A 25,532-nucleotide genomic window follows, 5' to 3' on the forward strand; every position below is an offset into this window, starting at 1 on the left:
TCAGATCTCCAGTGGCGTTACGCCCATGAAGGCGCCCAGGTGGCCAAGTTGCGCAAAGGCCATTTGCGCGCCCGTCTGCACCGCGCAGCCGCGTTCACGCGCGTGTTGCAGCAGCGGGGTGATTTCGGGCGAAGTGACAACGTCGGCTACCAGCGTGGTGCTTTTGAGCGTGCCCAGCAGTGCAGCGGGCAGCGGCAGTTCGCCCGTGCCGCCCATGCCCACGGGCGAGGCGTTGACCACCAGGTCGAAGGCGTCCAGCGTGCTGTATGCGGTGGTGCTGCCGACGCCAGGGAAGGCCTTGCCCAGCAGGCCGGCAAGCGCTGTGGCGCGAGGCGTTTCGGGGTCGGCGAGGGTGATCTGGGCAACCCCGGCCTCACCCAGTGCGTAGGCGATGGCACTGCCGACGCCACCGCAACCGACGATCAGCACTCGCTTGCCCGCAGGGGCGAAGCCGTGCTTGCGTGCTGCGCCCAGAAAGCCCGCGCCGTCCACGTTGTCACCATACAGGCGGCCGTCGTTTTCACGCCGTACCACGTTCACCGAGCCCAGGGCCGCTGCGCGTTCGCTCAGGCCGTCCAGGCGGGTGGCAAATGCCTGCTTGTAAGGCACGGTCACCACGCAACCGCGCAGGTTGCGCCAGCCGCGCAAGGTGTCGATAAACGCGTCCAGCGCGGCATGCTGCAAGTCGATGGGCAGCATGGCCAGGTCATGGCCATTGTTGCTGAACCAGGTATTGAAGTTTTCAGGCGATTTCACCTGGGCGATGGGCGTACCGACGATGGCGACCAGCGCTGTCGAACCTTTGATCATGGTGACTTCCGTTATGGGTGTTGTTGTGGAAGTCAGGGTGAGGCGGTGGCGGCGTTGTCACAATACGCTTGCCAGGGGTTTGATGCGATAATCGCACTCATAACGCGTTTATCGCGGCAACTGCACAATTCGGCTTGCCTGGCGGCCACGATTCCCCACTCGAGGGTGCAAGACATGGACAAACCCCTGATTCACCCCCGCGACCTGATTGCCGGTTTACAGAAAGGCCTGGCGCTCATGCAGCTGTTCAACGCCGAGCAGCCGCGCCTCACGGTGCCCCAGGCCGCCAGGCAAGCGGGCCTTACGCCCAGTGCGGCGCGGCGTTTTCTGCTGACCCTGGTGCATGAAGGCTTCGCTGAAACCGACAACCGCCACTACTGGCTGACCCCCAAGGCCCTGCGTATCGGCCAGGCCTATGTGGACTCGGCGCAGTTGCCACGCATGCTGCGCCCGGTCGTCGAGCAAGTGGCCCGGCAGACCCAGGAACATGTCTCGGTGGGGACACGCGACGACGACGAAATCATCCACCTGGTGCGTAGCCGCTACAGCCACATCGCCTCGTTGTCGATACGGCCCGGCTCGCGGGTGCCGATGTATTGCACCGCCGGCGGGCGAGTCTGGCTGGCGGCACTGAGCCAGGCGCAGCGCGATGATTATTTCGCCCGCAATCCGCTACACCCGCTGACGCCCTACACCCAGACCGACAGGGCGCTGCTGGACGCGACGTTGCAGCAGGTGCGCGAGCAGGGCTACTGCATCGTCGATCAAGAGTTCGAAGTCGGCATGCGCGTAATCGGCGTGCCGTTATTGGACCGGGCGGGGCAGTTGAAGGCGACGCTGACCATCACTACCCATGCATCGCGGCTGAGCATGGATGAGATCCGCCTGCGTTACCTGCCACCGCTGTATGAGGCGCAGGCGCTGCTCAAACCGGTGTTTGGCTGACCGGGCAGCGTGGGTGGGTACGAGGGCGGTAGCTCAGGCCGTTTTCATTGCCAGCCCATCAGCCATACCTCAGGGTCACGCAGCACCTGCCAGTCCAGCCACTGGCTGCGCTTGCTGTGCACCGCTTCCAGTTCCACACGCAGTACATGCCCCTCTTCATCCCGTTCCAGGTCGGTCACCAGGAAGTGTTTTTCACGGTTCGTGGGGTGTCGCGCTGTCCATTTCGAGAGTTTCAATTTGTCCGGGTTGAAGCGGTTCATCATTGCTCCTTGGGCGAGAGTGCATCCTGATCGTTATACAGGCAGGCAAGCCACCGTGGATACTTGCCCGGCCAGTATCTGGCCGGTCGATGCCTACCGACTGCGGTGTGTGGCATGGCCGGGCCGCAAGCCGAGAACCGTACACCCCCAGAAACGGCAAACGGCCGCCCTCAGGCAGCCGTTTGTTATGGCTCATGCGCAAGGGTCAATCCTTGCTGACGGCGTCCTTGACGTCACCGACTACCTGCTGCGCTTCGCCTTTTTTCTCCTGCACCTTGCCTTTGACCTCCAGTTCCGTGTTGCCAGTGGCCCTGCCTACGGCTTGCTTGACCTTGCCGATGGCTTCGTTGGCCAAGCCTTTTACTTTGTCCGAAGTGCTGCTCATGGTTTTTCTCCTTCGACAGACATCCGTGAAACGTGGGTTGGGTGAAGCGTACCTGCAGCGTTGGCGTTGCGACTCACACCGTGGCAACGCGCGTCTTGCGTGACGACAGCGCGAAGCGGCCTACGCCAAAACTCAAGGCGGCACCGATCAGCAGGGTTACCAAGGTGCCCCAGGCGGCTTTCGAGACGTTGCTGGCGGCGACCTGGGCAGCCTCGCGAGCCTGTTGCTCGGCCTGCTCTTTAAGCACCTTCACCTGCTCGGCAGCCTGTTCATAGGCACGGGCGTAGTTATCGACCACCTGCTGGGCCTCCTGCTGGCTCTTGCCGGTGCGCGCAGCGACGATGTTGACCAACGCTTGCTTGTCTGCCGCGCTCAGGGCAGGTTCACCGGCCTTGCGCACGCGCTCGAACCATGCTTTGAGCTGGTCGATGGCCTGGGTCGGGTTCTCGGCCGCGATGCGTCCTGCCGACTCTCCCTGAGCCTGCGCCTGCTCGGCCTTCTGCTCCAGGGTCGAGGGGGCCAGTTCAGCCTTGCCAGACTGCACCAAGGTCTTGTTCAACTCGGCTTCCAGGCTGTCCCAGTCCAGCGAAATACCCTTCTTGTTCAGTTGCTCCTTGATGCCTTGGCTCACACTGGGCGCGGCGGCAGCGACGCCGTCGGCCGCCAGCGACAGGCCCTTGCCAGCGATGTTGCCGGCAGTGCCAACCACGGTGCCGGCCAACGACGCCAGCAACCAGGTAGCCAGCAGGGTAGTCACTGTCCAGCTCAGCAGACCATGCAGGCCGCCCCGGGTGGGCGCGGTCCGCCCGGCGACCCAGGCACCTGCCGCGACCGAGAGCAGGGTGCTGATGAACAGCCATACCCCCGCACCGGTGCCGAAGCCCTGCAGCGGATTGCCGTCAGCCATAGGGTTCATGGCGCCGGCGCCAATGGCCGTGCCCAGCACGCTGAGTACCAGGTAGCTGACCAGGGCGATGGCGCCGCCTGCGAACACGGCGCTCCACGATACCCGTAGCGGGCTGACAGCGTTCGTTGGGGTGGTCACGTACGATTCAGTCATCTATGCATCCTCGTGGGTAAGATCCGGCAGCACCGGCACAGGCCTGGTGCAACGTCAGGGCCAGTTTGCAGGTCACATGCAGGGCTGTGATGGCGCATCCGCACCTGATCGATTAGTGCATTCGCACCAACCCTGGCCAGCCTGCAGCGATTAAGCTCCAGGCCATGCAGACCTGCCGATTGGAGAACCTCTATGAGCGACGCCGTGCTTGCCCGCGAGACCAACCGCCGCCAACTTCAGCAAATCATCGCCGGGTTGTCCGATGGCGTGATCCTGCTGGAGGTCGACCAGTCCATCATCTGGGCCAACGAAGCGGCGTTGCGCATGCACGGGGTCGACAGCCTGGAACAACTGGGCAGCGACGCTGAGGGCTATCGCGCACGCTTTGCCCTGCGCTACCGCAACAATCACCCCCTTGAAGCCGAGCAGTACCCGATCGCGCGGGTGGCCGCAGGAGAGGTGTTCAGCGACGTGATGGTGGAGGTGCTAGCTGTTGGCGACGATGAAGCGCGCAGCCGTGTGCACCGGGTGCGCAGCATGGTGCTGGAAGACAGCAAGGGTGAGGCCGAATCGCTGGTGCTGATCCTGGCCGATGCCACCGAATGGGCCAGTGCCGAGCAGCGCTTCGAAAAGACCTTCAATGCCAACCCGGCCCCTGCGGTCATCTGCAGGCTCAGCGACTTGCGCTTCATCAAGGTCAACCAGGGCTTTCTGGAGATGACCGGCCATGTGCGGGAGAACGTCATCGGCCGTTCTGTCTATGAAGTGGATGTGCTGGAAAACGCCGAACGCAAGGAATTGGCTATCGAGCGGCTCATGGAAGGGGCCACCATCCCGCAGATGCAGGCTGAACTGCGCTTGCCCGATGGCGGCACCAAGCTGGTCATCGTGGCCGGGCAACCCCTGGACATGCACGAAGAAGATTGCATGCTGTTTTCTTTCACCGACCTGGAGCCCCGGCGCAAGGCGGAAAATGCCCTGCGCCAGAGTGAGGAACGCTTTGCCAAGGCCTTTCGCCTCAGCCCAGTGCCCACCGTGGTGTGCAGCGCCGACAGGCAGCAGTTGATCGATGCCAACGAAGCCTTTCTCGACACCCTGGGTTACGCCGCCCAGGAGCTGATCGGCAAGACCGTGGCCGAAATCGACTTCATGGATGATCGGCGTGTCGCTCAAGTGTTCGATGCGCTGGAAAAAACCGGGCGTATCGAGGGGCTGGACCTCAAGCTGCGAAAAAAAGGCAATGACCGTCTCGACTGTGTGCTGCAGGCGGACACCGTGAGCTTGCAGGACACCCCGTGTTACCTGTTGGTGCTGATGGACATCACCGAACGCAAGCGTTCCGAGCTGGAGTTGGTCGAGGCGATAGAAACGGTGATGCAGGATGCGTCGTGGTTCAGCCAGACCTTGATCGAGAAGCTGGCCAATGCCAAGCGCCTGAACACCGGCCGCTTGCCTGACGCCTCATTGACCGACCTGACCCGCCGCGAGCGCGATGTGCTGGCGCTGATCTGCGAAGGCCTTGCCGACAAGGAAATCGCCACGCGGTTGAACCTGGCCCTCAATACCGTGCGCAACCATGTGGCAACGGTGTACTCCAAGCTCGATGTTCACAGCCGCAGTGAGGCCATTGTCTGGGCGCGTGAGCGACGCCTGTTCACGCATTGATTGGCTCAGGCACAGGTTCCGGGGAGGGGCCTGGGCTATCGCCAGTGGGTGATCGGAGGTAGGCGTTATTGCTTCGCCGAGGCCTCTGCTGGACGCCAAAGGGCTTCATGGTCTTTGAAGCCCTCGGACCGACCTTTTGCTTATCAGCGACGCAGTAGGCGGCTCACCACCAGGGTGAGGGCGGCGCCGATTGCCAGTGCGGTGATGGGCTTCTCTTTCACGAAGGCAGAGACGTTGTTCAGTGCGTCACCGTAGGTTTTGGTCAGCTGGCCAGCGACCTGGCGGCCATCGCCCTCTGCCTCCAGGGCCGGGTCCTCGAAAAGCCGACCCACAGCGCTCTGCGCCTTGCCTGCGACTTTCTGTGCAACACCTTCAACTTGTTCGCTTTTCATAGTGATCAAACCTTCCTAGTGAGTGGCAATGGGAACGCACAAGGTTAGGGAGCGGGGCGGGTGGATTAGTTCAAAGCGGTTTACGCGATTGGGAACGATCCTTGCTGATTGCTAGCAATATCCATAAAGGAGCTAGCAATGAACGAGTCCCTGGTCGCCCATTCCCGCGGTGGCGTGCTATGCACCCCGCACCCCTTGGCGAGCGCTGCGGGCCTGGAGGTGCTCGACGGCGGGGGTAGCGCAATCGATGCCATGCTCACCGCCAGTGCCGTGCTGGCAGCGGTGTACCCACACATGACGGGCCTGGGCGGTGATGCACTGTGGTTGCTCCACGATGACCAGGTACGCACCATCATCGGGATCGGCCAGGCCGGCAGGCGCTTGCCTGCGGCGGGCGCGATCAGCCTGCGTGGGCCTGCCTCGGTCGCGACCACGGCCGGGGCCATGGCCAGTTGGGCGCAGGCCAAGGCCATCAGCGAGCAGTGGGGGTCGCGGCTGGGCTGGGCCGACCTGCTGACAGGCGCCGCCGGGCTGGCCCGGGACGGGGTAGAGGTATCCGCCTCGCAACTGTTCTGGCAAGGGCAGCGCGCCAGCCTCATCCAGACACTGCCCAACCTGCAGGCATTGTGTACGCCCCAAGGTGGCCGTCTGCGCCAACCCGCGCTGGCCAACAGCCTGGAGCACCTGGCGCGGCGTGGGCCAAGCGACTTCTACCACGGTGAACTGGCGGAGGCCTTCGGTGTGGCGTTCGACGCCCTGGGTTGCGGCCTGACCGTCGAAGACCTGCGCGCCACCCGTGCAGACCTGGCGGCGCCGCTCTGCGTACGTTATCGCAACGGCCGGCTGTACAATGTCGCGCCTCCCAGCCAAGGCCTGTACACGCTGCGTGCCATGGCTGCGCTGCAGGCCCTGAACCTGGGCGAGAACGGCACGCCGGGCTATTACCACCTGCTGGTCGAAGCCATCAAGCAGGGCCTGCTGCAGCGCAACACTCAACTCCATGATCCACGCGCCACGGGTTGGGACTTCGAGCACGCGCTTGCTCTGCCTTCCGCAACCCTCAACGAGCAACGTGCGACGCCCTGGCGAGAGCCCGGGCAACCGGCCGACACGGTATGGATGGCCGCCACCGACCGCGCCGGGCGCAGTGCCTGCCTGATTCAAAGCCTGTTCCATGACTTCGGCTCCGGGTGCATCCTGGGCGATACCGGCATCCTTTGGCACAACCGTGCGGCAGGTTTCAGCCCCCAGCCGGGGCACTGCAATGCCTGGGCGCCCGGCAAGCGGCCGGCGCATACACTCAACCCGTCGGCCTACCTGGCCGATGATGGGCGCCGCTGGTTTTTCGGTACCCAAGGGGGCGACGGCCAGCCCCAGACGCAGATGGTGCTTGCCACCCAGTTGATCGACTACCAGCAGCCTGCCGAGGCGGCGTTGCGTGCACCGCGCTTTCTGCTTGGGCGCAGCTTCTTCGACAGCACCGACAACCTCAAGCTGGAGGCCGATATCGGCGCAACGGTGGTGCAGGGGCTGGCCGACCGTGGCCACCAGGTCGAGACCACGCCTGCGTTGAGCCCGTTGATGGGCCTGGCCGGCGTGATTGCCATCGGCCTGGACGGTCAGCGCACCGCTGCCTATGACCCGCGCAGCCAGGGCAGCGCCCTTGGCCAGCAGGACTGAACCACGCCGATTGCCGCAATGCGTGGCCCGGCGGATAATGCCGGCCCAAAGCGTTTGAGGGTTTCGAGGTCGCGATGAAAGGCAAGACGGTCAGCAGCAAGCAACAGGAAGTCCAGCGCATCGCCGAGATGCTCGCCAAGGCCATCGCCCAGCATCGCCTGCGCCCCGGCGTGCGCCTGGTCGAGGCGCACATCGTCGAGACCCTGCAAGCCAACCGCAACCACGTGCAGGCTGCGCTGCAACGCCTGGCCATGCAACGCATCGTCGACATCGAGCCCAACCGCGGTGCCACCGTGGCCCAGCCAAGTGCCCGCGAAGCACGGGAAATCTTCGCCGCACGCCGCGCCGTGGAGCGGGCGATCGTCGAGGCCATCACCCCGGCGCATGTCGCCGAGCATCAGGTACGCATCGAACAGCACATGCACGACGAGCGTGCAGCCACTGCCAGCACCGATCGCCGCGCCATCGTTCGCGAACTCAGTGAGTTTCACCTGTTGTTGGGTGAGGTGAGCGGTAACCAGGTGCTGGCCGACATCCTCGGCAACCTGATGGTGCGCAGTTCGCTGATCGTCGCCCTGTATCAGCGCGGTGACAGCCCGCCCTGTGCCTCGGACGAGCACCAGGCGATCATCGATGCCTTGCGCGCTGGCGATACCCAGGCGGCGGTGGACGAAATGATCGCGCACCTGGACGAACTCGAAGGCCAGTTGGCCCTCGAGGATGTGGCTGCGCCTGAGGTCAACCTGCGCCAGGCACTGTCAGGGCTGTGAGCGGTGCTGGGAACAGCTCGGCCGGTGGCCGGCTGAAGGTCTGCCGGCCCTGTTTGAACCCCATCAGCGGCGCGGCGATACGGCCGATCACCTCGGCGGGCGAGGGCGCGTCGAACACCACGAAGTCGGCCCGGCAACCCGGTTCCAGGCCATAGTCGGCAAGGCGCAGCAGGCGCGCCGACTGCCGTGAGATCCAGCCCAGGCACAGCAGCAGTTCCTGCGGCGTGCCCAGTTGGGCGACGTTGGCGTACAGGTTGGCCTGACGCACCAGGGAGGCATCGCCATAGGGCGTGAAAGGGTTACCGATGTTGTTGCTGGACAACGAACAGGTCACCCCGCACTGATGCAGTTGTGCCAGCGGTGCCAGCCCCCTGGGCTTGTCATGGAAGCGGTCACGGCCGGTGAGAAACAGGTCGGTGGCCGGCAGGCAGGTGACGTGCACACCGGCTTCGGCCAACGCCTGGCCCATGCGCAGCAGTTCGGCCTGCGGCAGCGCCGAGAGCTTGGTCACATGGCCGACGGTGACCCGGCCTTGCCAGCCATGCTGGTGGGTGCAGCGAATCACCTCGCCCAAGGTCATGCCGGCGATTTGCAGGTCGAAGTCCAGGTGCAGGTCCAGGTCGCGATCGTAGGCCACCGCCAGTTCGAACAGCCGGCGGATCTGCGCTTTAGGGTCGGCGTCGGTGTAAGGGCAGCCGCCCAGCACTTCGGCGCCTTCGTCCAGGGCCTGGCACAACAGCGCTTCGGTCCCGGGGTTGTCGAGCATGCCTTCCTGCGGGAACACGCAGATCTCCAGGGTCACGGCCCAGGCGTAATCCGCCTGTAGCCTGCGGATGGCGCGCAGGCCGGTCAGGCCGATACCCGGGTCGATCTCGACATGGGTACGCATGTGCGTGGTGCCTTGTACGATGGCTTGCTCCAGCACAGCCGCGCCGCGGGCGTAAACATCGGCCTCGGTGAACGCGGCTTTGGCCAGGCGGGTCTGGGCGATGGCTTCGGCCAGCGTGCCTTCGCGCAGGTGGCAGCGCGAAAGGATGCAGGCCTTGTCCAGATGGATATGGGTTTCGATCAGGCCCGGCAGCACCAGCCGGCCGCCGAGGTCGAGCTTGGGCGCCGGCCGGCTCAGCCGGGCCACGAAGCGGCCGTCTTCGATCAGCAGGCGGCTCAGTGCCGGGCCGTCGCCCAGGCGCACATTGATCAGTTCCAGATGGCTCATGCGGCGGCTCCTGCCCCCAGGTAGGCGGCTTCCAGTTGTGGGTCACCGCGAAGTTGCTCGGCGCTGCCCTGTTTGACGATGCGGCCGGTTTCCAGCACGTAGGCGCGGTCGGCCACCTGCAGTGCCAGGTTAGCCATCTGATCGACCAGCAGTAACGTCACGCCTTCGTCGCGCAGGGCGGCAAGGGCGTCGTACAGCTCGCCGATCATCGCCGGGGAGAGGCCCAGGGACGGCTCGTCCAGCAGCAGGATGCGTGGCTTGGCCATCAGCGCGCGGCCAATCGCGACCATCTGCTGTTCACCGCCCGAGAGCAGCCCGGCCGGGCTGTGGATGCGTTCGCGCAGGCGGGGGAAGCGCGTGAGGATCGCGGCGATTTCGCCGTCGGCATCGACGGCATCCTGGCGCACGTTGGCCCCCAGCAGCAGGTTCTCGCGCACGCTCAACTGGCCGAACAGCTGCCGGCCTTCAGGGACCAGGGCCAGGCCAAGGCGGGCGATCTGGCTTGCATCGAGGCTTTCGATGCTGCGGTTGTCCAGCACGATGCTGCCGCCACGTGGCCGGTGCAGGCCGGCAAGGGCCTGCAGGATGCTCGATTTGCCGGCGCCATTGGCGCCCAGGATGGCGATCAGCTCACCCGGGTTGACCACCAGGTCGACAGCTTCGACCACTGGCGCCGCGCCATAGTCGATGCACAGGTCGCGCACGTGCAGCACGGCGTCACGCGAGCCCGCCCAGGCCTGCGCGCGCGGCTGGGCCTGGTACTCGGTGCCCCCCAGGTACGCCGCAATCACCCGCGGGTCCGAGCGCACCTGTTCAGGGGTGCCCCAGGCGATCGGTTTGCCGGCGTCGAGCACCAGTAGCCTGTGCGACACGGCCATCACCAGCGGCATGTCGTGCTCGACCAGGATGATCGCCAGGTTGAAGGTGGCCAGGCGTTGCAGCAGCGTGGCCAGGCGGTCGGTGTCCTGCCGGCCAAGGCCCGCAGCCGGCTCGTCGAGCAGCAACACCTGCGGGCGGCTGGCCAGGGCCCGGGCGATCTCGACCAAGCGGCGGTCGACGTGGGGCAGGTCATCGGCGGCGACGTGCAGGTTGCCGCGGTAGCCGACCAGCGCCAGCAACGCGATGGCCAAGGCCTTGCGTGTGGCCTGCTGGCACGGCCAGGGCCGTTCGATGGCGCCTTGCTGAAAGGCCAGCAGCAGGTTCTCGAGCACGCTCAGCTCACCGAACAGCTGGGTGGTCTGGTACGTACGGGCGATACCGGCGCGCGCGATGCGCCAGGCCGGCTGCCCGGCCAGCTCCGCGCCCAGCTGTATCGAGCCGGTGTCGGGGCGGTAGAAACCACTGATCAGGTTGAGCACCGTGGATTTGCCCGCACCATTGGGCCCGATCAGGCTGGTGATGCTGCCTGGCAAGGCCTGCAGGCTGACGTGCTGCGCGGCCTGCACACCCCCGAAACGGATGCCGATGCCCTCGACCTTCAGCCCATGCCGCGCACCACCGGTGAAGAACGCCCGCAGCACCGCCGCATCCGGCTGTGCGGTGACCGGCTCGTGCCGCGGCCGCCAAAACCGCTTGGCGAGGCTGCCCAGCACACCGCGTGGTGCCGCCCACAGTACCGCCAGCAGCAAAACCGAGAACGCCAGCAGCCGGTACTCGGCAAAGTCGGCCAGCAGTTCAGGCAGCAGCACGATCACCAGTGCACCGAGCACCGGCCCGAACAGCATGCCGGCGCCACCGACGATCACCGCCAGGACGAACAGGATCGACTGCGAGAACGGGAACGCTGCCGGGTTGATGAACATCAGCACCGGCGCTACCAGCGCCCCTGCCGCCCCCGCCAGGCCTGCCGACAGGGCAAAGGCCAAGGTCCGCGTCTGCACCGGGTTGACCCCCAATGAGCGGGCGGCGATCTCCGACGCCTTCACCGCCCGCATTGCCAGGCCCCAGCCGCTGCGCTGCAGGCTCCAGTAGAAGGCCAGCGCCGCCAGCATCAGCAGCACCGCAGCCAGTGCCAGCAGCAGGGCCGGGTCCAGCGTGCCGACTTCAGGCAGTGGAATGCCCATCAGGCCGTTGGCACCGCCAGTGATGCTGCGCCACTCGATCAGGCCGTTGTGCACCACCAGGGCAAAGGCAATGGTGATCATTGCCAGGTAAGGCCCGCTGACCCGTAGCGCCGGGATCGCCAGCAAGCCGCCCAACAGCGCGCAGCCAAGGCCGGCCAGGGGCAGGGCGCCCGACAGCGGCAGGCCGGCAAGTGTCAGCAGTGCCGACAGGTAGGCGCCGATGGCATAGAACGCGATGTGCCCGAAGGACATCTGCCCGGACAAACCGATCAGGATGTTCAGGCCCACGCCGACGGTGACCGCCAGCGCGTACAAGGTCAGGATCAACAGCCAGTAGCTGTCCAGGCCCAATGCCAGGCCAAGGCTGGCGACCCCGAACAGGGCCAGGCCGAGGGGGGCGAGTCGCTCGCGCATGGTCATACCTTTACCCAGAGTTTGCGGCCGAACAGGCCGTCAGGACGTGCCGCGAGTACCACGATCACCAGTGCAAAGCACAGCAATTGCGTGAACGCAGAGCCGAAATACAGCGTGACCACCGCCTCGAGCAGGCCAAACAGCAGGCCTGCCGCGAACACCCCACCCGCACTGGCGATGCCGCCGAGGATGGCCACGGCGAACGCCTTCAGGCCGAACAACGTGCCCATGTCGGCGTGCACGTTGTACAGCGGTGCGATCAGCAGGCCCGCCAGCGCCGCGAACACGGTCGACAGGGCGAAGGCCGCCGCCACCACGCGGTTCACGTCGATGCCCATCAGCCGGGCTGCCCGTGGGTTCTGCACGCAGGCTTCCAGGCGCAGGCCCAGCTGTGTGCGTCGGCGCACCCAGTAAAGCGCGGCCGCCACCGCCGCACCGGCCAGCGGAATGGCCAACTGCACGGCATTCAGGCTGCTGTCGCCCAGGTCCAGGCGCAGGCTGGTCAGGGCACTGCCGAACTGCCGTGGCTCCTTGCCGAAGGTGAACATCGCCAGGTTGTCCAGCAGCAGCCCGCCCGCCACGGTCGCCATCAGCCAGGCGTCCGAGCCACGGGCATGGAAGGGGCGCACCAGAAAGCGCTCGATGGCCAGGCCCAGCACCGCGCACAGCAGCAGGGTAGTGGGCAGTGCCAGCCACAACGGCCAGCCCCAGGTCACGGCCAGGCTGTAGCCAAGCACGGCGCCGACCATCATCGCGCTGCCCTGGGCGAAGTTGACCGTGCGCGACACGGCATAGGTGAGGTGAAAGCCCAGCGCCAGCAGCGCATACATGCTGCCCAGGCCCAGGCCGCTGACCAGTGCGGTGGTGATCATGTCGAGGGCCTCCGCTCAGGGCGTCACGGGTACGATGGTGTCGCCATCGAAGCGGCTGAAGACATAGTCCTCAGGGCCCAGGGCGTCGTGGCGGTCAACACTGAACGGCTGCTGGTAGTGTTTGATCAGCCCCTCGTAGTCGCTGATGGCATAGAACCCGTCACGCACCTTCGTGCCTTGGGTATCCTGGGCCTTGTCGATCGCCAGGGCCACCAGGTGCATGGCGTCGTAGGCGTTGGCGATGCCCACGGCGGGGGTCACGTCGGCCAGGGTCTTGACCTGCGGGTAACGCTGCTTGAGAGCGGCCAGCAAGGCATCGCCGCGGGCGCTGTTGTGGGCGCTGAAGACAAACGTCTGGATGAAGTGCACGCGCCCGGCGTCAGGCCCGGCCAGCTCGCCGAAGCGGCCGCCGGCCGGGCCCCAGTGCGACACCACCGGCACGTTCCAGCCCATCTGCTGGAGCGATTTGACCACCTGCGCCGAAGGCCCGACGTTGCCCACCAGCAGCAGGGTGTCGACGCCTGCGTTTTTCAGGCGGGTGAGTTGCGGCACCATGTCCAGGTCACTGTCCTCAAAGCGCTCGGCCGGCGCCTGGGCCATGTCGCGGCGGGCCATAGCGGCGTTTAGCCCTGCCAGGTTCGACTCGCCCCAAGGGTTATTGGCCAGGATCAGGCCCGGGCGCTTCATGCCCTGGCGCAGGCCATAGGCGACCAGTGCTTCGTCCACCTGTTCATCCACCGCCGACACGCGGAACACGTAGTTGTCCTTTGCGCCGTTCTCGGTGATTTTGGTGCCTGCCGCCCAGATCCCCATGAACGGCGTTTTCAGTTGGTTGGCCAACGGCACGATGGCCAGCGACACCGGGGTGTCGAGGCCGCCGAACAGCACGCTGACCTTTTCCCGCTGGATCAACTCGCGCGCCGCCAGCATGCCCTTGGCCGGGTTGCTCTCGTCATCGCGGCGCACCAGTTCCACCGGGCGGCCCAGCAGCCCGCCTTGGGCATTGATCTCATCGATGGCCAGGGTCAGGCCCCGGGTCAGGGCCTCGCCGGACTTGGCGGACTGCCCCGACAACGCGGCCACCAGGCCCACCTTGATCGGCTCTGCAGCCTGTACCCAGCCCGTGCAGCAGGCCAGGGAAAAGGCTGCGCAGGGCAGCCAGCGACGTAGCAAGGAACGGCTGAACATGGTTCGAACTCCTGATTGCTAGCAATTTATAAAAATGTGCTAGCAAAACAGGTGCCATTTGGAAAATACTTCGGGCACCCCGTGTTTTGGGGCTTGCGCCTTCGGCTTCAGCGCCCTCGCGTGCACTGGATCAAGGCATCGCTCGGGGCCTGCGCCCCGTTCTGGACACCCTCGGAGACTTGCAATGACCGAAAGCAACAGCGCCGTACAGATCGTTCGCGACTTCCTCGCTGCTTCCATGGCCCCCGACCCGGTGCGCGCTGCCACGTTCATGAGCGACGACGTGCGCATTACCTTTACCGGCGGCCGCGCGATGCCCACCCCGGCCGATATCACCGCGTTCAATGGCGCGCGTTACACCTGGGTGAAGAAGCAGCTGGGGCAGTTCGACTGGTGTGAGCGCGAGGACCACACCGTGGTGTATTCCAATGGCACCCTGTACGGGCAGTGGCCGGATGGCCGCAGCTTTTCCGGCAACCGTTACCTGGACCGTTTCGAAGTGAAGGCGGGCAAGATCGTGCGCATGGATGTGTGGAACGACAGCGCCGAATGGATGCTGGCGCCGGAGATCGGCAAGGCCTGAGCGGGTCAGTTGCGGTGTGGCCTGAGGTATCGCCGTTGGCGATACCTGGTAGCGCGAAACCCGCACCGTGAGCGCACCGCTGTCGGGTATAAGTTGCCCATGCGCTACCGACGTCTCGATTTGAACCTGCTGGTCGCCCTGGATGTGCTGCTCGATGAGTGCAGCGTCAGCCGGGCGGCGCAGCGCCTCAACCTTGGCCAGTCTGCCACCAGCGCTGCGCTGGGGCGCCTGCGCGAGCACTTTCAGGACCCCCTGCTGATCCCCCTCGGGCGCGGCCTTGAGCCCAGTGCCCTGGCGCGGCAGTTGGCACCCAAGGTGCGCGAGGCGCTGAGCTTGGTCGGGGAGGTGGTCGAGACGTCCCTGGGCTTCGATCCCGGCCGCTGTGAGCGGCGCTTCACCCTGGTGGCATCGGACTATGTGGCGGCCACTGTCATGCCTGCCCTCAGCCGTGTGCTGGACCGCGTGGCCCCCGGTATCTCGCTGGTGGTTCGCGACCTGCCGGTGTCGCGTGACGGTGACGTGGTGGCCGAGGCCCTGGACTACCGCCGTAGCGATCTGGTGATCGTGCCTCAGCGGCGCATCAACCTGCGCTATCCCCACTCAGTGTTGCTCGAAGATGAGCTGTGCTGCGTTGTGTGTGCGCACGAAGCGGCTTACCAGTCGGGCCTTGGCCTGGCTCAGTTCTGTGCGGCCGCGCATGTCGTGCGCGAGTTCACCGATGGCCAAAACCTCTCGGTCGACACCCAGCACCTGCGCGATATCGGCATCGAGCGGCGTGTGGCCGTGGCGGTGCCAAGCTTCGCGCTGATGGGCGACTTCGTCAGCGGTACGCCGCGCATCGCGACGTTGTTCCGGCGCCAGGCCCAAGCGCTGGCGCGTCATCATGCGCTTCGGGTACTGCCTTCGCCCATCGCCTTCCCGATGGTTGCGCAAGTGCTGCAGTGGCACCCGCAGCAAGCATCCGACCCGGCCCTGGGCTGGCTCCGGCAGGTGCTCACCGAGCAGGCGGCGGGGGTCGATCACGCCTGAGGGTCGCCCGTATCAGCGGCCAGGCCCAGTTCTGCGATGGCCAGCAAGGCGCAGCGTTCATCATTGTCAGAGGTGTCACCGCTGACGCCGATGGCCCCCAGCAGGGCGCCTTCGGCATTGCGCAGCAGAACACCGCCGGGCACCGGGATCACGTGGCCATGGGTCAGGCTGTTGATCGCGTCGAAGAACGCTGGCATCACCTGAGCGCGGCGTGCCAGCTCCCGGCCACCGAAGCCCATGCCCAGGCAGCCGCTGGCTTTCGCGGTGGCGATTTGCGGGCGCAAGGCGCTGGCCTGCTCATCGCGCAACAGCGCCAGTGGGTGGCCTGCCGCATCGAGCACGGCGGCGGCCAGGGGCCGCATGCCCAAGGCCCGGGCATGTCGCAGCGTGGACGCGGCAAGCCGCGTGGCGGTTTCGAAATCGAGCACCTGCATGATCACTGGCTCCATTTGCCAAGCTCGGCGACACGGTCGCGGGTGTAGAGGTCGGTCCATTTCAGGGAGTTGAAGTCCGAGACCTGTTTGGGGTTGTAAGGGGTGCGTTGCAGGCGTACCGGTTGGCCTGCCTTGTACACCGCTCGCAGGCGGTTGCGGTCTTGCAGGATGCGGATGTCATCGAGCGGCGAGCCGTCGAGGATCAACAGGTCGGCCAGCTTGCCTGGCTCCAGGGTGCCGAGCGTTTCACCGCGCGGCATCAGGCGTGCGCCGACGTTGGTTGCCGCGTGCAGCGCTTGGGCCGGGGTGAAACCCAGGCGCGTGACCAGCAACTCCAGTTCACGCGCATGCCACTCACCGTAAGGGGTAACGGCAAAACCGCTGTCGCTGCCGCAGGCGAACGGCACACCGGCGGCCTTGGCGCGCTTGAGCACCGGCGTGCCCAGTTCCAGGGTACGGGCGCAGTAGCCGGCGTAGCCTGTGGTCACTGCCGGGTCGTGGGGCTGGCAGAAATCTACGGTGTTCTGCGGGAAGGTCATGGTGGGCGCCAGTACACTGCCTGCCTCCAGCAGCGCTTCGATGCAGGCGTCGTCCATGTAGAAGGCATGGAACACCAGATCCACGCCTGCCTTGGCCGCGTACATCACGGCTTCGCGGCCGTAGGCGTGAGTGGCTACCCGGCAGCCGAGGCGATGCGCCTCGTCGACCATTTCGCGGGTTTCATCGGCGGTGAAGGCCGCGATGATCTCCCCGTTGGGGCGGCGGTGTGTGCCGTCCATGGCGATCTTGATCAGGTCGACGCCATCCTTGGCCTGCTTGCGGATCTGCGCGATGGCTTCGGTACGGCTGGTAACCAGCGCAGCGGTGAAGTATTCAGGGGCGCCGACGCGGCTGGGAAACCAGTCGTTGAGGCTTTGCCGGTTGGTGATCACACGGCTGCTTGCGGCAATGCGCGGGCCTTCGAAGAGCCCGGCGTTGACCGTATTGCGCACGGCGATGCTGAGCTGGCCGCTGTCACCCGGGCAGACCATCGAGGTGACCCCGGCAGCCAGTACGTGCTGAGCAAAGAACATACCGCGCAAGGCGCGGAATTCATCACTGGTCCAGATGTCGATGTCTTCTTCGCTCTGGGCGTTGCCGAACGCCAGGTGAGTGTGCACATCGACCAGCCCCGGCATGACGAAGTCGCCGCGTACTTCGCGGTCACCGGGCACTGGGCGCGGTGCCTGGGCGGTCGCGCCAACATGGCGTATCACGCCGTTTTCGATGATCAGCGTCTGTTGCTGGCGTGCCTGAAGGCTGGCGCCGTCGAACAGGGTGGCGCAGTGAAGGTGCAAGGCGCTCATGGTCGGATGCTACTCCTCGTGTTGTTTCCGGCAGGCTATGTGCCTGCGGCGCCTGGCACCATCAGATCCTGTCGTTGGCCACCCATCGATGGCATCGATACCTGCGCCGGCGCCCGCGCCCGCAAGGGTTCAGGCGGTATGCCCGCCAAGGGTTTCGGCAACCCAGTCGGCGATGTACTGGCCGGCATTGATGCTGTTGTCGAAGCTTGAATGCTGCACGCCGCCTTCGCGCTCAGTGAAGATCTTCAGTTCGCGCTTGGGGCTGTTGACCAGTTGCTCGTAGGTGCGGTGGGCCCACTTGAGCGGAATCTGCGAGTCCTTTTCACCGTGGGTCACCAGGAAGGGCACGCGAATGCGGTCGAGCACGCCATCGAGGTGCACGTTTTCGGCAATGGTCATGAATTCGTCCATGTCCTTCGCGCCCCAGACCCAGCACACGTGCGCCCAGTAATGCGGCACCGGGAAGTCGCCTTCCTTCTCCAGGCGCCGCTTCTGCACGTCGCGCCAGTCGTGGTTGGCGCCCCACACCACGCCGCAGGCAAAGCGCGGCTCGAAGGCCACCGCTCGCGGGCAGTAGTACCCCCCCAGCGAAACCCCCTCCATACCGATGCGCTTGGGGTCGACTTCCGGGCGGGTTTCCAGCCAGTCCACCACGCGGCTGGCCCAATGTTCGCTGTCGTAACGGGCGGTCAGGCCTTGAAGGCGCAGCGCCTCGCCCGTGCCGGGTTGGTCGATGATCAGCGAGGAAACGCCGCGTTTGGCCAGCCACGCCGGCAGGCCGACGCGATATTTCATTTCTTTGGTCGAATCCAGCCCATTGACCTGCACCAGCAGTGGCGCCGGGCCGGTGGTGCCTTCGGCGCGCACCAGCAGGCCACTCAGATACTGGCCTTTGTAGGGGATTTGCACCCGCTCGCAGTTTTCCCGCGACAGCTCGATGCCGCGGGCGAAGGTCTGCAGGAAACGCTGGTACAGCGCCTCGCGCCCCGGCGCACCATGGGCCTGCAGGCGTTCGCAGGTCAGGTAGTAGGTGGCGGCGCGGTTGTATTTTTCGCCAGCGGACAGGCATCGGCCAGCGGCCTCGTCTTCCTCGGCCAAGGCGCAGAGCTTGTCGGCCATCTTCGACCAGGTTTCGCGAAAGGCCTGGGTGCCGGCGGCGTCAGGTTGCCGCGCCGCCTCTTGCAGCGGCGCGCACATGGCTTCGATCTCGCCCAGGCGGGCGCCCATTTCGATGGCCAGGTCCACCGAGAGGTTCCAGACGTAGTTGGTGGGGAAGTAGCGGAACATTGTTGTTGTCCTTCTGCGGTCGTTGGGTCCGGTGCCTGAGCATCGCGCCAGGCACACAAGGCGATGTCCGAAGGCAAGTTACGCAGACAGGGCGAGGAGGGGCCAATCGTGAACAGGGATGCGAGGTATCGCCAAACGCGATGCCCCGGCGACATGGCGCCGGCCGGGGCGATGGCTGCCGGTCAGGCGCTGGCCCGCAGGGCTTCAGGTCGCTGGTCCAGGTGCTGGATGAAATCGCTGATGCGCTCACGCAGCCAGCGGTGCATGGGGTCACCGTCCATGCTGCGGTGCCAGAGCATGAACTCGCGCATCACCGGGATCTTCACCGGTGGTGGCAGGATCCGCAGGGGCAGATAGCGGGCATACAGCTGCGCCAGGCGCCGGTGCATGGTGGCCACACGAGGGGTGCCTACCAGCAGTTGCGGCAGGGTGTTGAAGTCGTTGGTGATCACTTCCAGGCGGCGATTGAAACCGTACTGGTTCATGAACCAGTCCTCGATGCTCAGGTGCCGGTTACGGCCAAAGCCCACCGAGATATGCCCCATCTGCATGTACTGCTCCAGCGTCAGGCTGTCGCCGACCTGCGGGTTGTCGCGCCAGACCACGCACACGTGATCTTCCTCGAACAACAGCTGGGAGGGGTGGCCTTCGATGAGGTACCGCTCGGGCACGATCATCATGTCGACTTCGCCGCGCATCAGAAGCTCGGCGCTGTTGTCCCCAGGGCTGATCATCTCGAAGGTGATGTGCGGCGCCTGAAGGTGGATTTTCTGGATGACCTGGGCGAACAGCACGCTGATCAGGTAGTCCGAGGTCACCAGGCGCAGGTGCCGTTTGCTGCTCGACGGGTCGAACACCGGCTTGGCGGTAATCGAGGAGCGGATGGTCAGCAGCACCTCGCGCACCGGCTGCGCCAGCTCCAGCGCATAGGGCGTGGGCTGCATCTTGCGGCCAACCTGCACCAGCAGTTCGTCCTCGAAAAACGTTCGCAAGCGGCCCAGCACGCCACTGGTGGCCGATTGCGTCATGTGCAGGCGTTCAGCGGCACGGGTGATGTTCTGCTCATCGAGCAGGACATCCAGTGCCACCAACAGGTTCAGATCCAGGTGGTGAAAGCGCATGGTGATAGCTCACGGTTCTTGTAGTTATTTTCGCGATACCTTCCCGCCGCATCGCCGATACGTCAAGGCCAATCTGCCGTTGAACCGAGCCAACGCCAGGCGTCATGGGCTGGCGCACAGGTATCGCGTTTACCGATGCCTCGCATCCTGACTCACGATTGGTCAGCCTGGCCGATCAGCCAGCAATCTGCCCTCCAGTCGAGCGGCCAGCCCGCCGCCACGACCTGCTACCGGTGACCCTGGCTGGCACCGAACAATAATTTCAATGGAGTGGTAGCCATGAACATTCTTGGACTCGACGCACTGGTGTTTGGCGTCGACGATATCCAGGCCTGCGCCGATTGCCTGCGTGATTACGGCCTGTCAGCCGTACAACTGGATGGCGACGGTGGCCGTTTCGAAGCGCTCGACGGCACGGCGATCATCATCCGTCGCGGCGATGACCCCCACCTGCCGCCGGCCCTGGGCCCGACCCCATCGCTGCGTGAAACCGTGTATGGCGTCGCCGCGGCGCAGGACCTCGAGGCCATCGCCGACGAGCTGGGGCGCGACCGCGAGGTGCGCAGCGACGCGCAGGGCGTGCTGCACAGTGTCGACGACCTGGGCTTTGCCATCGCCTTCCAGGTCACCTGCAGGCGCAGCTTCCAGGCGCCGGCCGACCTCACCAACGCGCCCGGCAGCACGCCGCAGCGGCCACTCAACCAATTGGGCATCACCCTGGACATGCCAGCGCAGCCGCGCACCCTGTCCCATGTGGTGTACTTCGTGCCGGACGCGGCCAAAGGCGAAGCCTTTTATCGCGACCGCCTGGGCTTCGTCACCACCGACAGCTTCATCGGCGTCGGCCCGTTCATGCGGACCGCGGGCATGGACGATCACCACTGCCTGTTCATGATCCAGACGCCGCCCCACATGCAGGGCTGCGAGCATTTCACCTTCCATATGGGCAGTGGCACGGAAGTGCTGCTGGCCGGCAATCGCTTCCAGCAAAAAGGCTGGACCAGTTTCTGGGGCCCAGGCCGTCACCTGCTGGGCTCGAACTGGTTCTGGTACTTCAACAGCCCGCTGGGCTGCCACATCGAGTACGACGCCGACATGGACAAGCATGACGACCAGTGGGCGGCGCGCCAGGCGCCGATGTCGGCCGACAACTCGCAGCTGTTCCTCTTCGCTGCGCGGGAGAAGTGGGCGCCCGGTGGCCCACCGCCAAAGCAGGCCTGAGCAATGGCGGGTGTGGCGCTGTGCCCGCTCGCGGAGCTGGTCGAGGGCAAGGCCCGCGGCTTCGACCCGCAGAGCAGGGGGGCAGACAGCCTGTTCGCCCTCCGGCACGGCGGGGTCGTGCGGGTGTACCGCAACCTTTGCCCGCACCTGCGGGTACCGCTGGAGTACCGCAAGGACCGCTTTCTCAGTGCCGATGGCCAGTGGGTGGTCTGCTACGCCCATGGCGCGCGCTTTCGGCCTGACGATGGCACCTGCGTGCACGGCCCGTGCCGTGGCGATGCACTGCAGGCGCTCGATCACCGTGAGGTGGACGGCTGGCTGGTAGTGCCGCTGGAACAGTTGCACCCCTGAGGTATCGCGCCGCGTGATAGGTCGCATCCCAGGACTCGATTGGTCAAAGCCCGGCGCTGCCGGGAAGCTGTGCCCAAGGCACAGGACATGCCCGCCGCCCACGCTGCGGCGAACAACAAGAACAAGACGTGAGGGATGCCATGAATACTGTGAGCAACGTACTGATCGTGGGCGGCGGGATTGGCGGGCTGTGCGCTGCCATCGCGCTGCGGCGCAAGGGGATAGCGGTCGACCTGGTCGAACTCAAGACCGAGTGGACCGTCTACGGCGTCGGCATCATCCAGCAGAGCAACGTGGTGCGCGAGATGCACCGCCTGGGGGTGCTCGACGCCTACCTGAACGCGGCCTACGCCTTCGAAGACGTGGCCATCTACACCACTGAAGGCCACCCATTGGCGCGGATCCCGGGGCAGCGCCTGGCCGGCCCGCAGTACCCGGCCAACGTCGGCATCTCCCGCCGCGCCTTGCACAAGGTGCTGAGCGAAACCGCCATCGAACTCGGTACCCAGGTACGCCTGGGCACCTCTGTGGAGAGCTTCGAGCAGGATGCCACTGGCGTGGACGTGCTGTTCAGCGATGGCCGCCAGGGGCGCTATGCGCTGATGGTCGGCGCCGATGGGCTGTACTCGAAGATCCGTGGTTTGCTGTTCGGTGATGCCTACCAGCCGCGATTCACCGGCCAGTCGGTGTGGCGCCACAACTTCCCGCGCGCAGCCGGTATCGACCACCTGGCCAACTTCCAGGGCCCCTCGGGTAATGCTGGGCTGGTACCGCTGGCCGACAACCTGATGTACCTGTTCACCACCTCCCACGAACCGGGCAACCCGTGGATGGACCCGGCCGGGCTTGCCGCGGGCCTGCGCCAGCGCCTGGCGGGGTTTGGCGGGTTGATCGGTGAGCTGCGCGAACAGGTCTGTGACAGCGCAGAGGTCGTCTACAAGCCACTGGAAGCGGTGTTCGTCGACGAGCCCTGGTATCGCGGCCGCGTGCTGCTGATCGGGGATGCGGCCCATGCCACCACGCCGCACCTGGGGCAGGGCGCGGGCATGGCCATCGAAGACGCCGTGGTGCTGGCCGAGGCGCTGACCGCCGGCGGCAGCCTGGAGGAGCAGTTGCAGTGCTTCATGGGGCGCCGGTTCGAGCGCTGCAAGTACATCAGCGACATGTCGCTGCTGGCGGGCGAGAAAGAGGTCCAGCGGGACCCGTCCTTCGACCGCATCGGCCTGGTCAAGCAGATGCTCGAGGTCACCGCTCGGCCGATCTGATCCCTGTGCCCGGCGCACCCTGCCTTGCCGGCGCGCCGCGGTGCATGCCAACACCGACACAAGAACAAGAAAGAGGAAACCCCGATGTTGACTCGCAAAGGTGCAACCGCCCGGCCGTTGCCGCCGCTCAAACCCATCACCCTGGCGATTTTCGCCCTGGCGGCCAGCCAGGCCCAGGCCATGCAATTCGACACTGGCATCCCCGACCTGCGGGTGCGCTGGGACAATACCCTGAAGTACAGCGCCGCCTGGCGCACCCAGGATGCCAGCAGCAAACTCACCGAAGGGCAGACGGCCCTGAACCTGGATGATGGTGACCGCAATTTCGACAAAGGCCTGATTTCAAACCGCCTGGACCTGCTGTCAGAGCTGGATGTGACCTACGGCAACGTCGGCGCCCGGGTCAGTGGTGCGGCCTGGTATGACGATGTCTACAACCAGGGTTCCGACAACGGCGACCCCAGCCGCGCCAACAGCTATTCGGTCGATTACGATGAGTTCACCGATGACACCCGCACCTTGCACGGGCGCAAAGGCGAGTTGCTCGACGCGTTCATCTTTGGCAAGACCGAGATCGGTGGGCTGCCGGTGTCTGGCCGTTTGGGCCGTTACGCCATGCAGTGGGGCGAGAGCCTGTTCTATGGCATGAACGGTATCGCCGGGGGCATGGCGCCGGTGGATGTGGTCAAGGGCCTGTCGGTGCCCAACACCCAGTTCAAGGAGCTGATCCGCCCGGTGCAGCAGATTTCCGGGCAGTTGCAGCTGACGCCGGATGTCTCCCTTGGCGCCTACTACCAGTTCGAGTGGGAGGCCAACCGCCTGCCGGCAGCTGGCAGCTATTTCTCCACCGACGACTTCTTTGGCGACGGCGCAGAGCGCATGTTCGTTGGCGCGCCGGTGTTCCCGGGCGGCCAGCCGCTGGCCTTCTACCACGGCAACGACAAGGAAGCCAAAGACTCGGGGCAGGGCGGTGTGCAGTTGCGCTGGCGCAGCGAAACCGTGGACTGGGGGCTCTACGCCATTCGCTTCCACGACAAGTCGCCGCAGCTCAACGTACGCCCCGACTTCGCCAACCTCGACCCGGTCAGTGGCAAGGCCGGCGAGTTCTACTGGGTTTATCCGGAGGGCATCGAGGCACTGGGCGGCAGTTTTTCCACCACCCTGGGCAACTTCAACGTCGCTGGCGAGCTGTCCACCCGTTGGAACCAGCCATTGGCCTCGACGAACCAGCATGCACTGGCGACGGACGAGCCGATCGACAACGATGACAACCCGGTTTACGCCACCGGCCGCACCCTGCATGCCAACGTCTCCTGGCTGGCCAGCCTGGAGCCCAACTTCATTGCCGCCGAGTCGAGTTTCCTGGGCGAGATAGCCTGGAACCGGGTGATGAGCGTGAGCAAGAACGCCGACGCCGTCGACCCCAACGCCGACCGCGATGCCACCAGCCTGCGCCTGGTGTTCGAGCCGATGTACCGGCAGATCTACCCTGGCCTGGACCTCTCCGTGCCGATCGGTGCGAGCTACACCAACGGTGCCTCGATGGCCTTGGGTACCGGTTTTGGCAGCGACCATGGCGGCGACCTGAACATCGGCCTGAAAGGCAACTATCTCAACACCTGGAGCCTGGGCCTGACCTACACGCACTACTACGGCCCGGAAAACACCTTCCTCGATGCCGCCAACAACTACACCTTCGAACAGTCGCTCAAAGACCGCGACTTCATCGCCTTCACCGTCAGCCGTACCTTCTGACCGAGGACTACCCGATGAAACACAACAATAACGTCGTTTCCCTGTTCACTGCCCTGAGTGCCTCGCTGCTGCTCGCCCACGGCGCTTTTGCCGCGGTGCCCCCCGAGCAGGCGGCAACGCTCAAGACCACCCTGACGCCACTGGGCGGGGAGCGTGCCGGCAACGCCGACGGCAGCATCCCGGCCTGGACCGGCGGCTACACCCAAGTCGACAGCGCTTACCAGGACGGCGGCAAGCGGAGTGACCCGTTCGCCGCTGAAAAGCCGCTGCTGACCATCACGGCGCAGAACATGACGCAGTACGCTGACAAGCTGACCCCAGGCATCCAGGCGATGCTGAAGAAGTACCCCGACAGCTACCGGCTGGAGGTCTACCCGACCCACCGCAGCGCCGCCGCACCGCAATCGGTGTACGACGCAACCTTCGCCAATGCCACCAGCGGCAAGCTGGTGGACGGCCCTGCCGGCGCCATGCCCGAAGGCGCCTCCGGGGGTATTCCGTTCCCGATCCCGGCCAATGGCGTGGAAGCCATGTGGAACCACTTGCTGCGCTGGCGCGGGGCTTCATGGCACGCCAGTTTCAACCAGTACCTGACCACTGCCGACGGCAAGCACGTGCTGACCAACGATTCGCGCGCCGATCTGCAGATGCCCTGGTATCTGCCTGGGGGCAGTGGTGACAAGGGTGTGTTCTTCTCGATCCGCATGACCAACGATGGGCCGCCGCTGCGGGCGGGCGAGGCCATCACCGGCCTTGAAAACCTCAATGCCGACAAAGCCGCGGTGTGGACCTACCTGCCCGGGCAGCGCCGGGTCCGCCGTCTGCCCAATGCCTGCTGCGACACACCGACCCCAGCCACCGCAGGGGTGATGAGTTTCGATGAGCTGTACGTGTTCAACGGCCGCCTGGACCGCTTTGACTGGAAGCTGGTGGGCAAGAAAGAGATGTACATCCCCTACAACGCCAACAAGGTGTTCACCGCCGCCAACGCTGAAGCGCTGCTCGACCCGCACCACCTCAAACCACAAGCCATCCGCTGGGAACTGCACCGGGTGTGGGTGGTGGAGGCGACGCTCAAGCAGGGCCAGCGCCACGTGATGCCCAAGAGCACCTACTACCTGGACGAAGACACCTGGGCAGCCGTGCTGGGCGAGCGATACGACGCGCGCAACCAGTTGGCCAAGGTGGTCTGGACCTCCCCGGTGGTACTGCCTGACCTGCCAGGCGTGGTGACCCTGACCAACGGCTTCTACGACCTGTTGTCCGGCGCATGGTTCGCTGGCGACCTGTTTGCCGGCAAGCAGGAGCAGTACCGCATCGTGCCGCCCTACAAGGACTCGGTGTTCACCGCCGATGCCATGGCGGGTGAGGGCGTGCGCTGAGCAGGCGCATTGCCCCTGGGCCGTATCGACTACAAGAA

At 65.4% G+C, this 25,532-nt stretch carries 24 protein-coding genes; 11 read left to right on the forward strand and 13 right to left on the reverse strand.

Annotated features, from left to right (window positions below; translation table 11 throughout):
* On the reverse strand, positions 1–810 hold the full coding sequence (locus tag ABRP30_RS10630) for a shikimate dehydrogenase (RefSeq protein ID WP_267823072.1): 810 nt from the start codon (positions 808–810) through the stop codon (positions 1–3).
* Between the two features lie 174 nt (positions 811–984).
* Between ABRP30_RS10630 and ABRP30_RS10635 the strand changes: the two genes are divergently transcribed.
* Entirely contained in the window at positions 985–1,755 is a 771-nt protein-coding gene (locus ABRP30_RS10635; RefSeq protein WP_241805906.1) for an IclR family transcriptional regulator C-terminal domain-containing protein, read from the forward strand.
* A gap of 44 nt (positions 1,756–1,799) precedes the next feature.
* Here ABRP30_RS10635 and ABRP30_RS10640 read toward each other — a convergent pair whose 3' ends face one another.
* The 3 genes from ABRP30_RS10640 to ABRP30_RS10650 form a co-directional block, all read right to left on the reverse strand.
* Entirely contained in the window at positions 1,800–2,015 is a 216-nt protein-coding gene (locus ABRP30_RS10640) for a TIGR02450 family Trp-rich protein (protein WP_241805905.1), read from the reverse strand.
* Between the two features lie 205 nt (positions 2,016–2,220).
* On the reverse strand, positions 2,221–2,400 hold the full coding sequence (locus tag ABRP30_RS10645) for a CsbD family protein (RefSeq protein WP_267823074.1): 180 nt from the start codon (positions 2,398–2,400) through the stop codon (positions 2,221–2,223).
* Positions 2,401–2,473: 73 nt separating this feature from the next.
* The gene (locus tag ABRP30_RS10650; RefSeq protein ID WP_349974325.1) at positions 2,474–3,460 is read right to left on the reverse strand and encodes a hypothetical protein; all 987 of its coding nucleotides are present in this window, start codon (positions 3,458–3,460) and stop codon (positions 2,474–2,476) included.
* Between the two features lie 192 nt (positions 3,461–3,652).
* Here ABRP30_RS10650 and ABRP30_RS10655 point away from each other — a divergent pair, with 192 nt between their 5' ends.
* Positions 3,653–5,125: a PAS domain S-box protein gene (locus ABRP30_RS10655; RefSeq protein ID WP_349974323.1), complete on the forward strand. Its 1,473-nt coding sequence runs from the start codon at positions 3,653–3,655 to the stop codon at positions 5,123–5,125.
* 143 nt (positions 5,126–5,268) lie between these two features.
* Here the strand turns inward: ABRP30_RS10655 and ABRP30_RS10660 are convergent, their stop codons facing one another.
* Positions 5,269–5,517, reverse strand: a complete 249-nt coding sequence (locus tag ABRP30_RS10660; protein ID WP_241805901.1) for a CsbD family protein — start codon at positions 5,515–5,517, stop codon at positions 5,269–5,271.
* 138 nt (positions 5,518–5,655) lie between these two features.
* Here ABRP30_RS10660 and ABRP30_RS10665 point away from each other — a divergent pair, with 138 nt between their 5' ends.
* Positions 5,656–7,197 (forward strand): gamma-glutamyltransferase, encoded by a 1,542-nt coding sequence (locus tag ABRP30_RS10665; protein ID WP_349974320.1) that lies wholly within the window; start codon positions 5,656–5,658, stop codon positions 7,195–7,197.
* Between the two features lie 74 nt (positions 7,198–7,271).
* Positions 7,272–7,967: a GntR family transcriptional regulator gene (locus ABRP30_RS10670; RefSeq protein ID WP_241805899.1), complete on the forward strand. Its 696-nt coding sequence runs from the start codon at positions 7,272–7,274 to the stop codon at positions 7,965–7,967.
* Here the strand turns inward: ABRP30_RS10670 and ABRP30_RS10675 are convergent.
* From ABRP30_RS10675 to ABRP30_RS10690, 4 genes are read right to left on the reverse strand one after another with little or no spacing between them, the layout of a single operon-like run.
* Entirely contained in the window at positions 7,936–9,183 is a 1,248-nt protein-coding gene (locus tag ABRP30_RS10675) for an amidohydrolase family protein (RefSeq protein WP_349974318.1), read from the reverse strand. The genes ABRP30_RS10670 and ABRP30_RS10675 overlap by 32 nt on opposite strands.
* Positions 9,180–11,666 carry an ATP-binding cassette domain-containing protein gene (locus tag ABRP30_RS10680; RefSeq protein ID WP_372490435.1) on the reverse strand — a complete coding sequence of 829 codons (2,487 nt, stop codon included), beginning with the start codon at positions 11,664–11,666 and terminating at the stop codon, positions 9,180–9,182. The genes ABRP30_RS10675 and ABRP30_RS10680 overlap by 4 nt, the downstream gene beginning before the upstream one ends.
* Complete coding sequence (locus tag ABRP30_RS10685) at positions 11,663–12,532, reverse strand: branched-chain amino acid ABC transporter permease (RefSeq protein WP_349974314.1); 870 nt, start codon at positions 12,530–12,532, stop codon at positions 11,663–11,665. Before ABRP30_RS10685 ends, ABRP30_RS10680 begins: the two co-directional genes overlap by 4 nt.
* Before the next feature lie 15 nt (positions 12,533–12,547).
* Positions 12,548–13,720, reverse strand: coding sequence for an ABC transporter substrate-binding protein (locus ABRP30_RS10690; RefSeq protein ID WP_349974312.1), 1,173 nt, complete (start codon positions 13,718–13,720; stop codon positions 12,548–12,550).
* A gap of 184 nt (positions 13,721–13,904) precedes the next feature.
* Between ABRP30_RS10690 and ABRP30_RS10695 the strand changes: the two genes are divergently transcribed.
* Together ABRP30_RS10695 and ABRP30_RS10700 are read left to right on the forward strand one after the other, a co-directional pair.
* Positions 13,905–14,303 (forward strand): nuclear transport factor 2 family protein, encoded by a 399-nt coding sequence (locus tag ABRP30_RS10695; protein WP_241805894.1) that lies wholly within the window; start codon positions 13,905–13,907, stop codon positions 14,301–14,303.
* 99 nt (positions 14,304–14,402) lie between these two features.
* Positions 14,403–15,332 (forward strand): LysR family transcriptional regulator, encoded by a 930-nt coding sequence (locus tag ABRP30_RS10700; RefSeq protein ID WP_267823092.1) that lies wholly within the window; start codon positions 14,403–14,405, stop codon positions 15,330–15,332.
* Here the strand turns inward: ABRP30_RS10700 and ABRP30_RS10705 are convergent.
* The 4 genes from ABRP30_RS10705 to ABRP30_RS10720 form a co-directional block, all read right to left on the reverse strand.
* Positions 15,323–15,766, reverse strand: coding sequence for a heme-binding protein (locus ABRP30_RS10705; RefSeq protein ID WP_267823938.1), 444 nt, complete (start codon positions 15,764–15,766; stop codon positions 15,323–15,325). The two genes, ABRP30_RS10700 and ABRP30_RS10705, sit on opposite strands and share 10 nt — an antisense overlap.
* A 2-nt stretch (positions 15,767–15,768) precedes the next feature.
* The gene (locus ABRP30_RS10710; protein WP_349974309.1) at positions 15,769–17,112 is read right to left on the reverse strand and encodes an amidohydrolase family protein; all 1,344 of its coding nucleotides are present in this window, start codon (positions 17,110–17,112) and stop codon (positions 15,769–15,771) included.
* Between the two features lie 129 nt (positions 17,113–17,241).
* Positions 17,242–18,399, reverse strand: a complete 1,158-nt coding sequence (locus ABRP30_RS10715) for a prolyl oligopeptidase family serine peptidase (protein WP_349974308.1) — start codon at positions 18,397–18,399, stop codon at positions 17,242–17,244.
* 182 nt (positions 18,400–18,581) lie between these two features.
* The gene (locus ABRP30_RS10720; RefSeq protein ID WP_267823098.1) at positions 18,582–19,520 is read right to left on the reverse strand and encodes a LysR family transcriptional regulator; all 939 of its coding nucleotides are present in this window, start codon (positions 19,518–19,520) and stop codon (positions 18,582–18,584) included.
* A gap of 279 nt (positions 19,521–19,799) precedes the next feature.
* Here ABRP30_RS10720 and ABRP30_RS10725 point away from each other — a divergent pair, with 279 nt between their 5' ends.
* The 5 genes from ABRP30_RS10725 (at position 19,800) to ABRP30_RS10745 (ending at position 25,494) form a co-directional block, all read left to right on the forward strand.
* Complete coding sequence (locus ABRP30_RS10725) at positions 19,800–20,741, forward strand: VOC family protein (protein ID WP_349974307.1); 942 nt, start codon at positions 19,800–19,802, stop codon at positions 20,739–20,741.
* Between the two features lie 3 nt (positions 20,742–20,744).
* Complete coding sequence (locus tag ABRP30_RS10730; protein ID WP_349974305.1) at positions 20,745–21,092, forward strand: Rieske 2Fe-2S domain-containing protein; 348 nt, start codon at positions 20,745–20,747, stop codon at positions 21,090–21,092.
* Between the two features lie 140 nt (positions 21,093–21,232).
* Positions 21,233–22,357 carry an FAD-dependent oxidoreductase gene (locus ABRP30_RS10735; protein ID WP_349974303.1) on the forward strand — a complete coding sequence of 375 codons (1,125 nt, stop codon included), beginning with the start codon at positions 21,233–21,235 and terminating at the stop codon, positions 22,355–22,357.
* Positions 22,358–22,441: 84 nt separating this feature from the next.
* On the forward strand, positions 22,442–24,112 hold the full coding sequence (locus tag ABRP30_RS10740) for a DUF1302 domain-containing protein (protein ID WP_267823107.1): 1,671 nt from the start codon (positions 22,442–22,444) through the stop codon (positions 24,110–24,112).
* Between the two features lie 14 nt (positions 24,113–24,126).
* Positions 24,127–25,494, forward strand: coding sequence for a DUF1329 domain-containing protein (locus tag ABRP30_RS10745; RefSeq protein ID WP_267823109.1), 1,368 nt, complete (start codon positions 24,127–24,129; stop codon positions 25,492–25,494).
* Positions 25,495–25,532 lie beyond the last annotated feature (38 nt).

Origin of the sequence: Pseudomonas sp. WHRI 8519 (genome assembly GCF_040224055.2) — a bacterium.
Taxonomy (GTDB): Bacteria; Pseudomonadota; Gammaproteobacteria; order Pseudomonadales; family Pseudomonadaceae; genus Aquipseudomonas; species Aquipseudomonas putida_X.

Bases quoted from the DNA above. Each gene is read 5' to 3' on its own strand.
- ABRP30_RS10660 (WP_241805901.1), bottom strand. From the start codon at position 5,517: ATGAAAAGCGAACAAGTTGAAGGTGTTGCACAGAAAGTCGCAGGCAAG.
- ABRP30_RS10745 (WP_267823109.1), top strand. From the start codon at position 24,127: ATGAAACACAACAATAACGTCGTTTCCCTGTTCACTGCCCTGAGTGCC.
- ABRP30_RS10665 (WP_349974320.1), top strand. From the start codon at position 5,656: ATGAACGAGTCCCTGGTCGCCCATTCCCGCGGTGGCGTGCTATGCACC.
- ABRP30_RS10720 (WP_267823098.1), bottom strand. From the start codon at position 19,520: ATGCGCTTTCACCACCTGGATCTGAACCTGTTGGTGGCACTGGATGTC.
- ABRP30_RS10650 (WP_349974325.1), bottom strand. From the start codon at position 3,460: ATGACTGAATCGTACGTGACCACCCCAACGAACGCTGTCAGCCCGCTA.
- ABRP30_RS10740 (WP_267823107.1), top strand. From the start codon at position 22,442: ATGTTGACTCGCAAAGGTGCAACCGCCCGGCCGTTGCCGCCGCTCAAA.
- ABRP30_RS10645 (WP_267823074.1), bottom strand. From the start codon at position 2,400: ATGAGCAGCACTTCGGACAAAGTAAAAGGCTTGGCCAACGAAGCCATC.
- ABRP30_RS10735 (WP_349974303.1), top strand. From the start codon at position 21,233: ATGAATACTGTGAGCAACGTACTGATCGTGGGCGGCGGGATTGGCGGG.
- ABRP30_RS10640 (WP_241805905.1), bottom strand. From the start codon at position 2,015: ATGAACCGCTTCAACCCGGACAAATTGAAACTCTCGAAATGGACAGCG.
- ABRP30_RS10630 (WP_267823072.1), bottom strand. From the start codon at position 810: ATGATCAAAGGTTCGACAGCGCTGGTCGCCATCGTCGGTACGCCCATC.
- ABRP30_RS10725 (WP_349974307.1), top strand. From the start codon at position 19,800: ATGAACATTCTTGGACTCGACGCACTGGTGTTTGGCGTCGACGATATC.
- ABRP30_RS10685 (WP_349974314.1), bottom strand. From the start codon at position 12,532: ATGATCACCACCGCACTGGTCAGCGGCCTGGGCCTGGGCAGCATGTAT.
- ABRP30_RS10730 (WP_349974305.1), top strand. From the start codon at position 20,745: ATGGCGGGTGTGGCGCTGTGCCCGCTCGCGGAGCTGGTCGAGGGCAAG.
- ABRP30_RS10670 (WP_241805899.1), top strand. From the start codon at position 7,272: ATGAAAGGCAAGACGGTCAGCAGCAAGCAACAGGAAGTCCAGCGCATC.
- ABRP30_RS10695 (WP_241805894.1), top strand. From the start codon at position 13,905: ATGACCGAAAGCAACAGCGCCGTACAGATCGTTCGCGACTTCCTCGCT.
- ABRP30_RS10700 (WP_267823092.1), top strand. From the start codon at position 14,403: ATGCGCTACCGACGTCTCGATTTGAACCTGCTGGTCGCCCTGGATGTG.
- ABRP30_RS10655 (WP_349974323.1), top strand. From the start codon at position 3,653: ATGAGCGACGCCGTGCTTGCCCGCGAGACCAACCGCCGCCAACTTCAG.
- ABRP30_RS10680 (WP_372490435.1), bottom strand. From the start codon at position 11,666: ATGACCATGCGCGAGCGACTCGCCCCCCTCGGCCTGGCCCTGTTCGGG.
- ABRP30_RS10635 (WP_241805906.1), top strand. From the start codon at position 985: ATGGACAAACCCCTGATTCACCCCCGCGACCTGATTGCCGGTTTACAG.
- ABRP30_RS10710 (WP_349974309.1), bottom strand. From the start codon at position 17,112: ATGAGCGCCTTGCACCTTCACTGCGCCACCCTGTTCGACGGCGCCAGC.
- ABRP30_RS10690 (WP_349974312.1), bottom strand. From the start codon at position 13,720: ATGTTCAGCCGTTCCTTGCTACGTCGCTGGCTGCCCTGCGCAGCCTTT.
- ABRP30_RS10715 (WP_349974308.1), bottom strand. From the start codon at position 18,399: ATGTTCCGCTACTTCCCCACCAACTACGTCTGGAACCTCTCGGTGGAC.
- ABRP30_RS10675 (WP_349974318.1), bottom strand. From the start codon at position 9,183: ATGAGCCATCTGGAACTGATCAATGTGCGCCTGGGCGACGGCCCGGCA.
- ABRP30_RS10705 (WP_267823938.1), bottom strand. From the start codon at position 15,766: ATGCAGGTGCTCGATTTCGAAACCGCCACGCGGCTTGCCGCGTCCACG.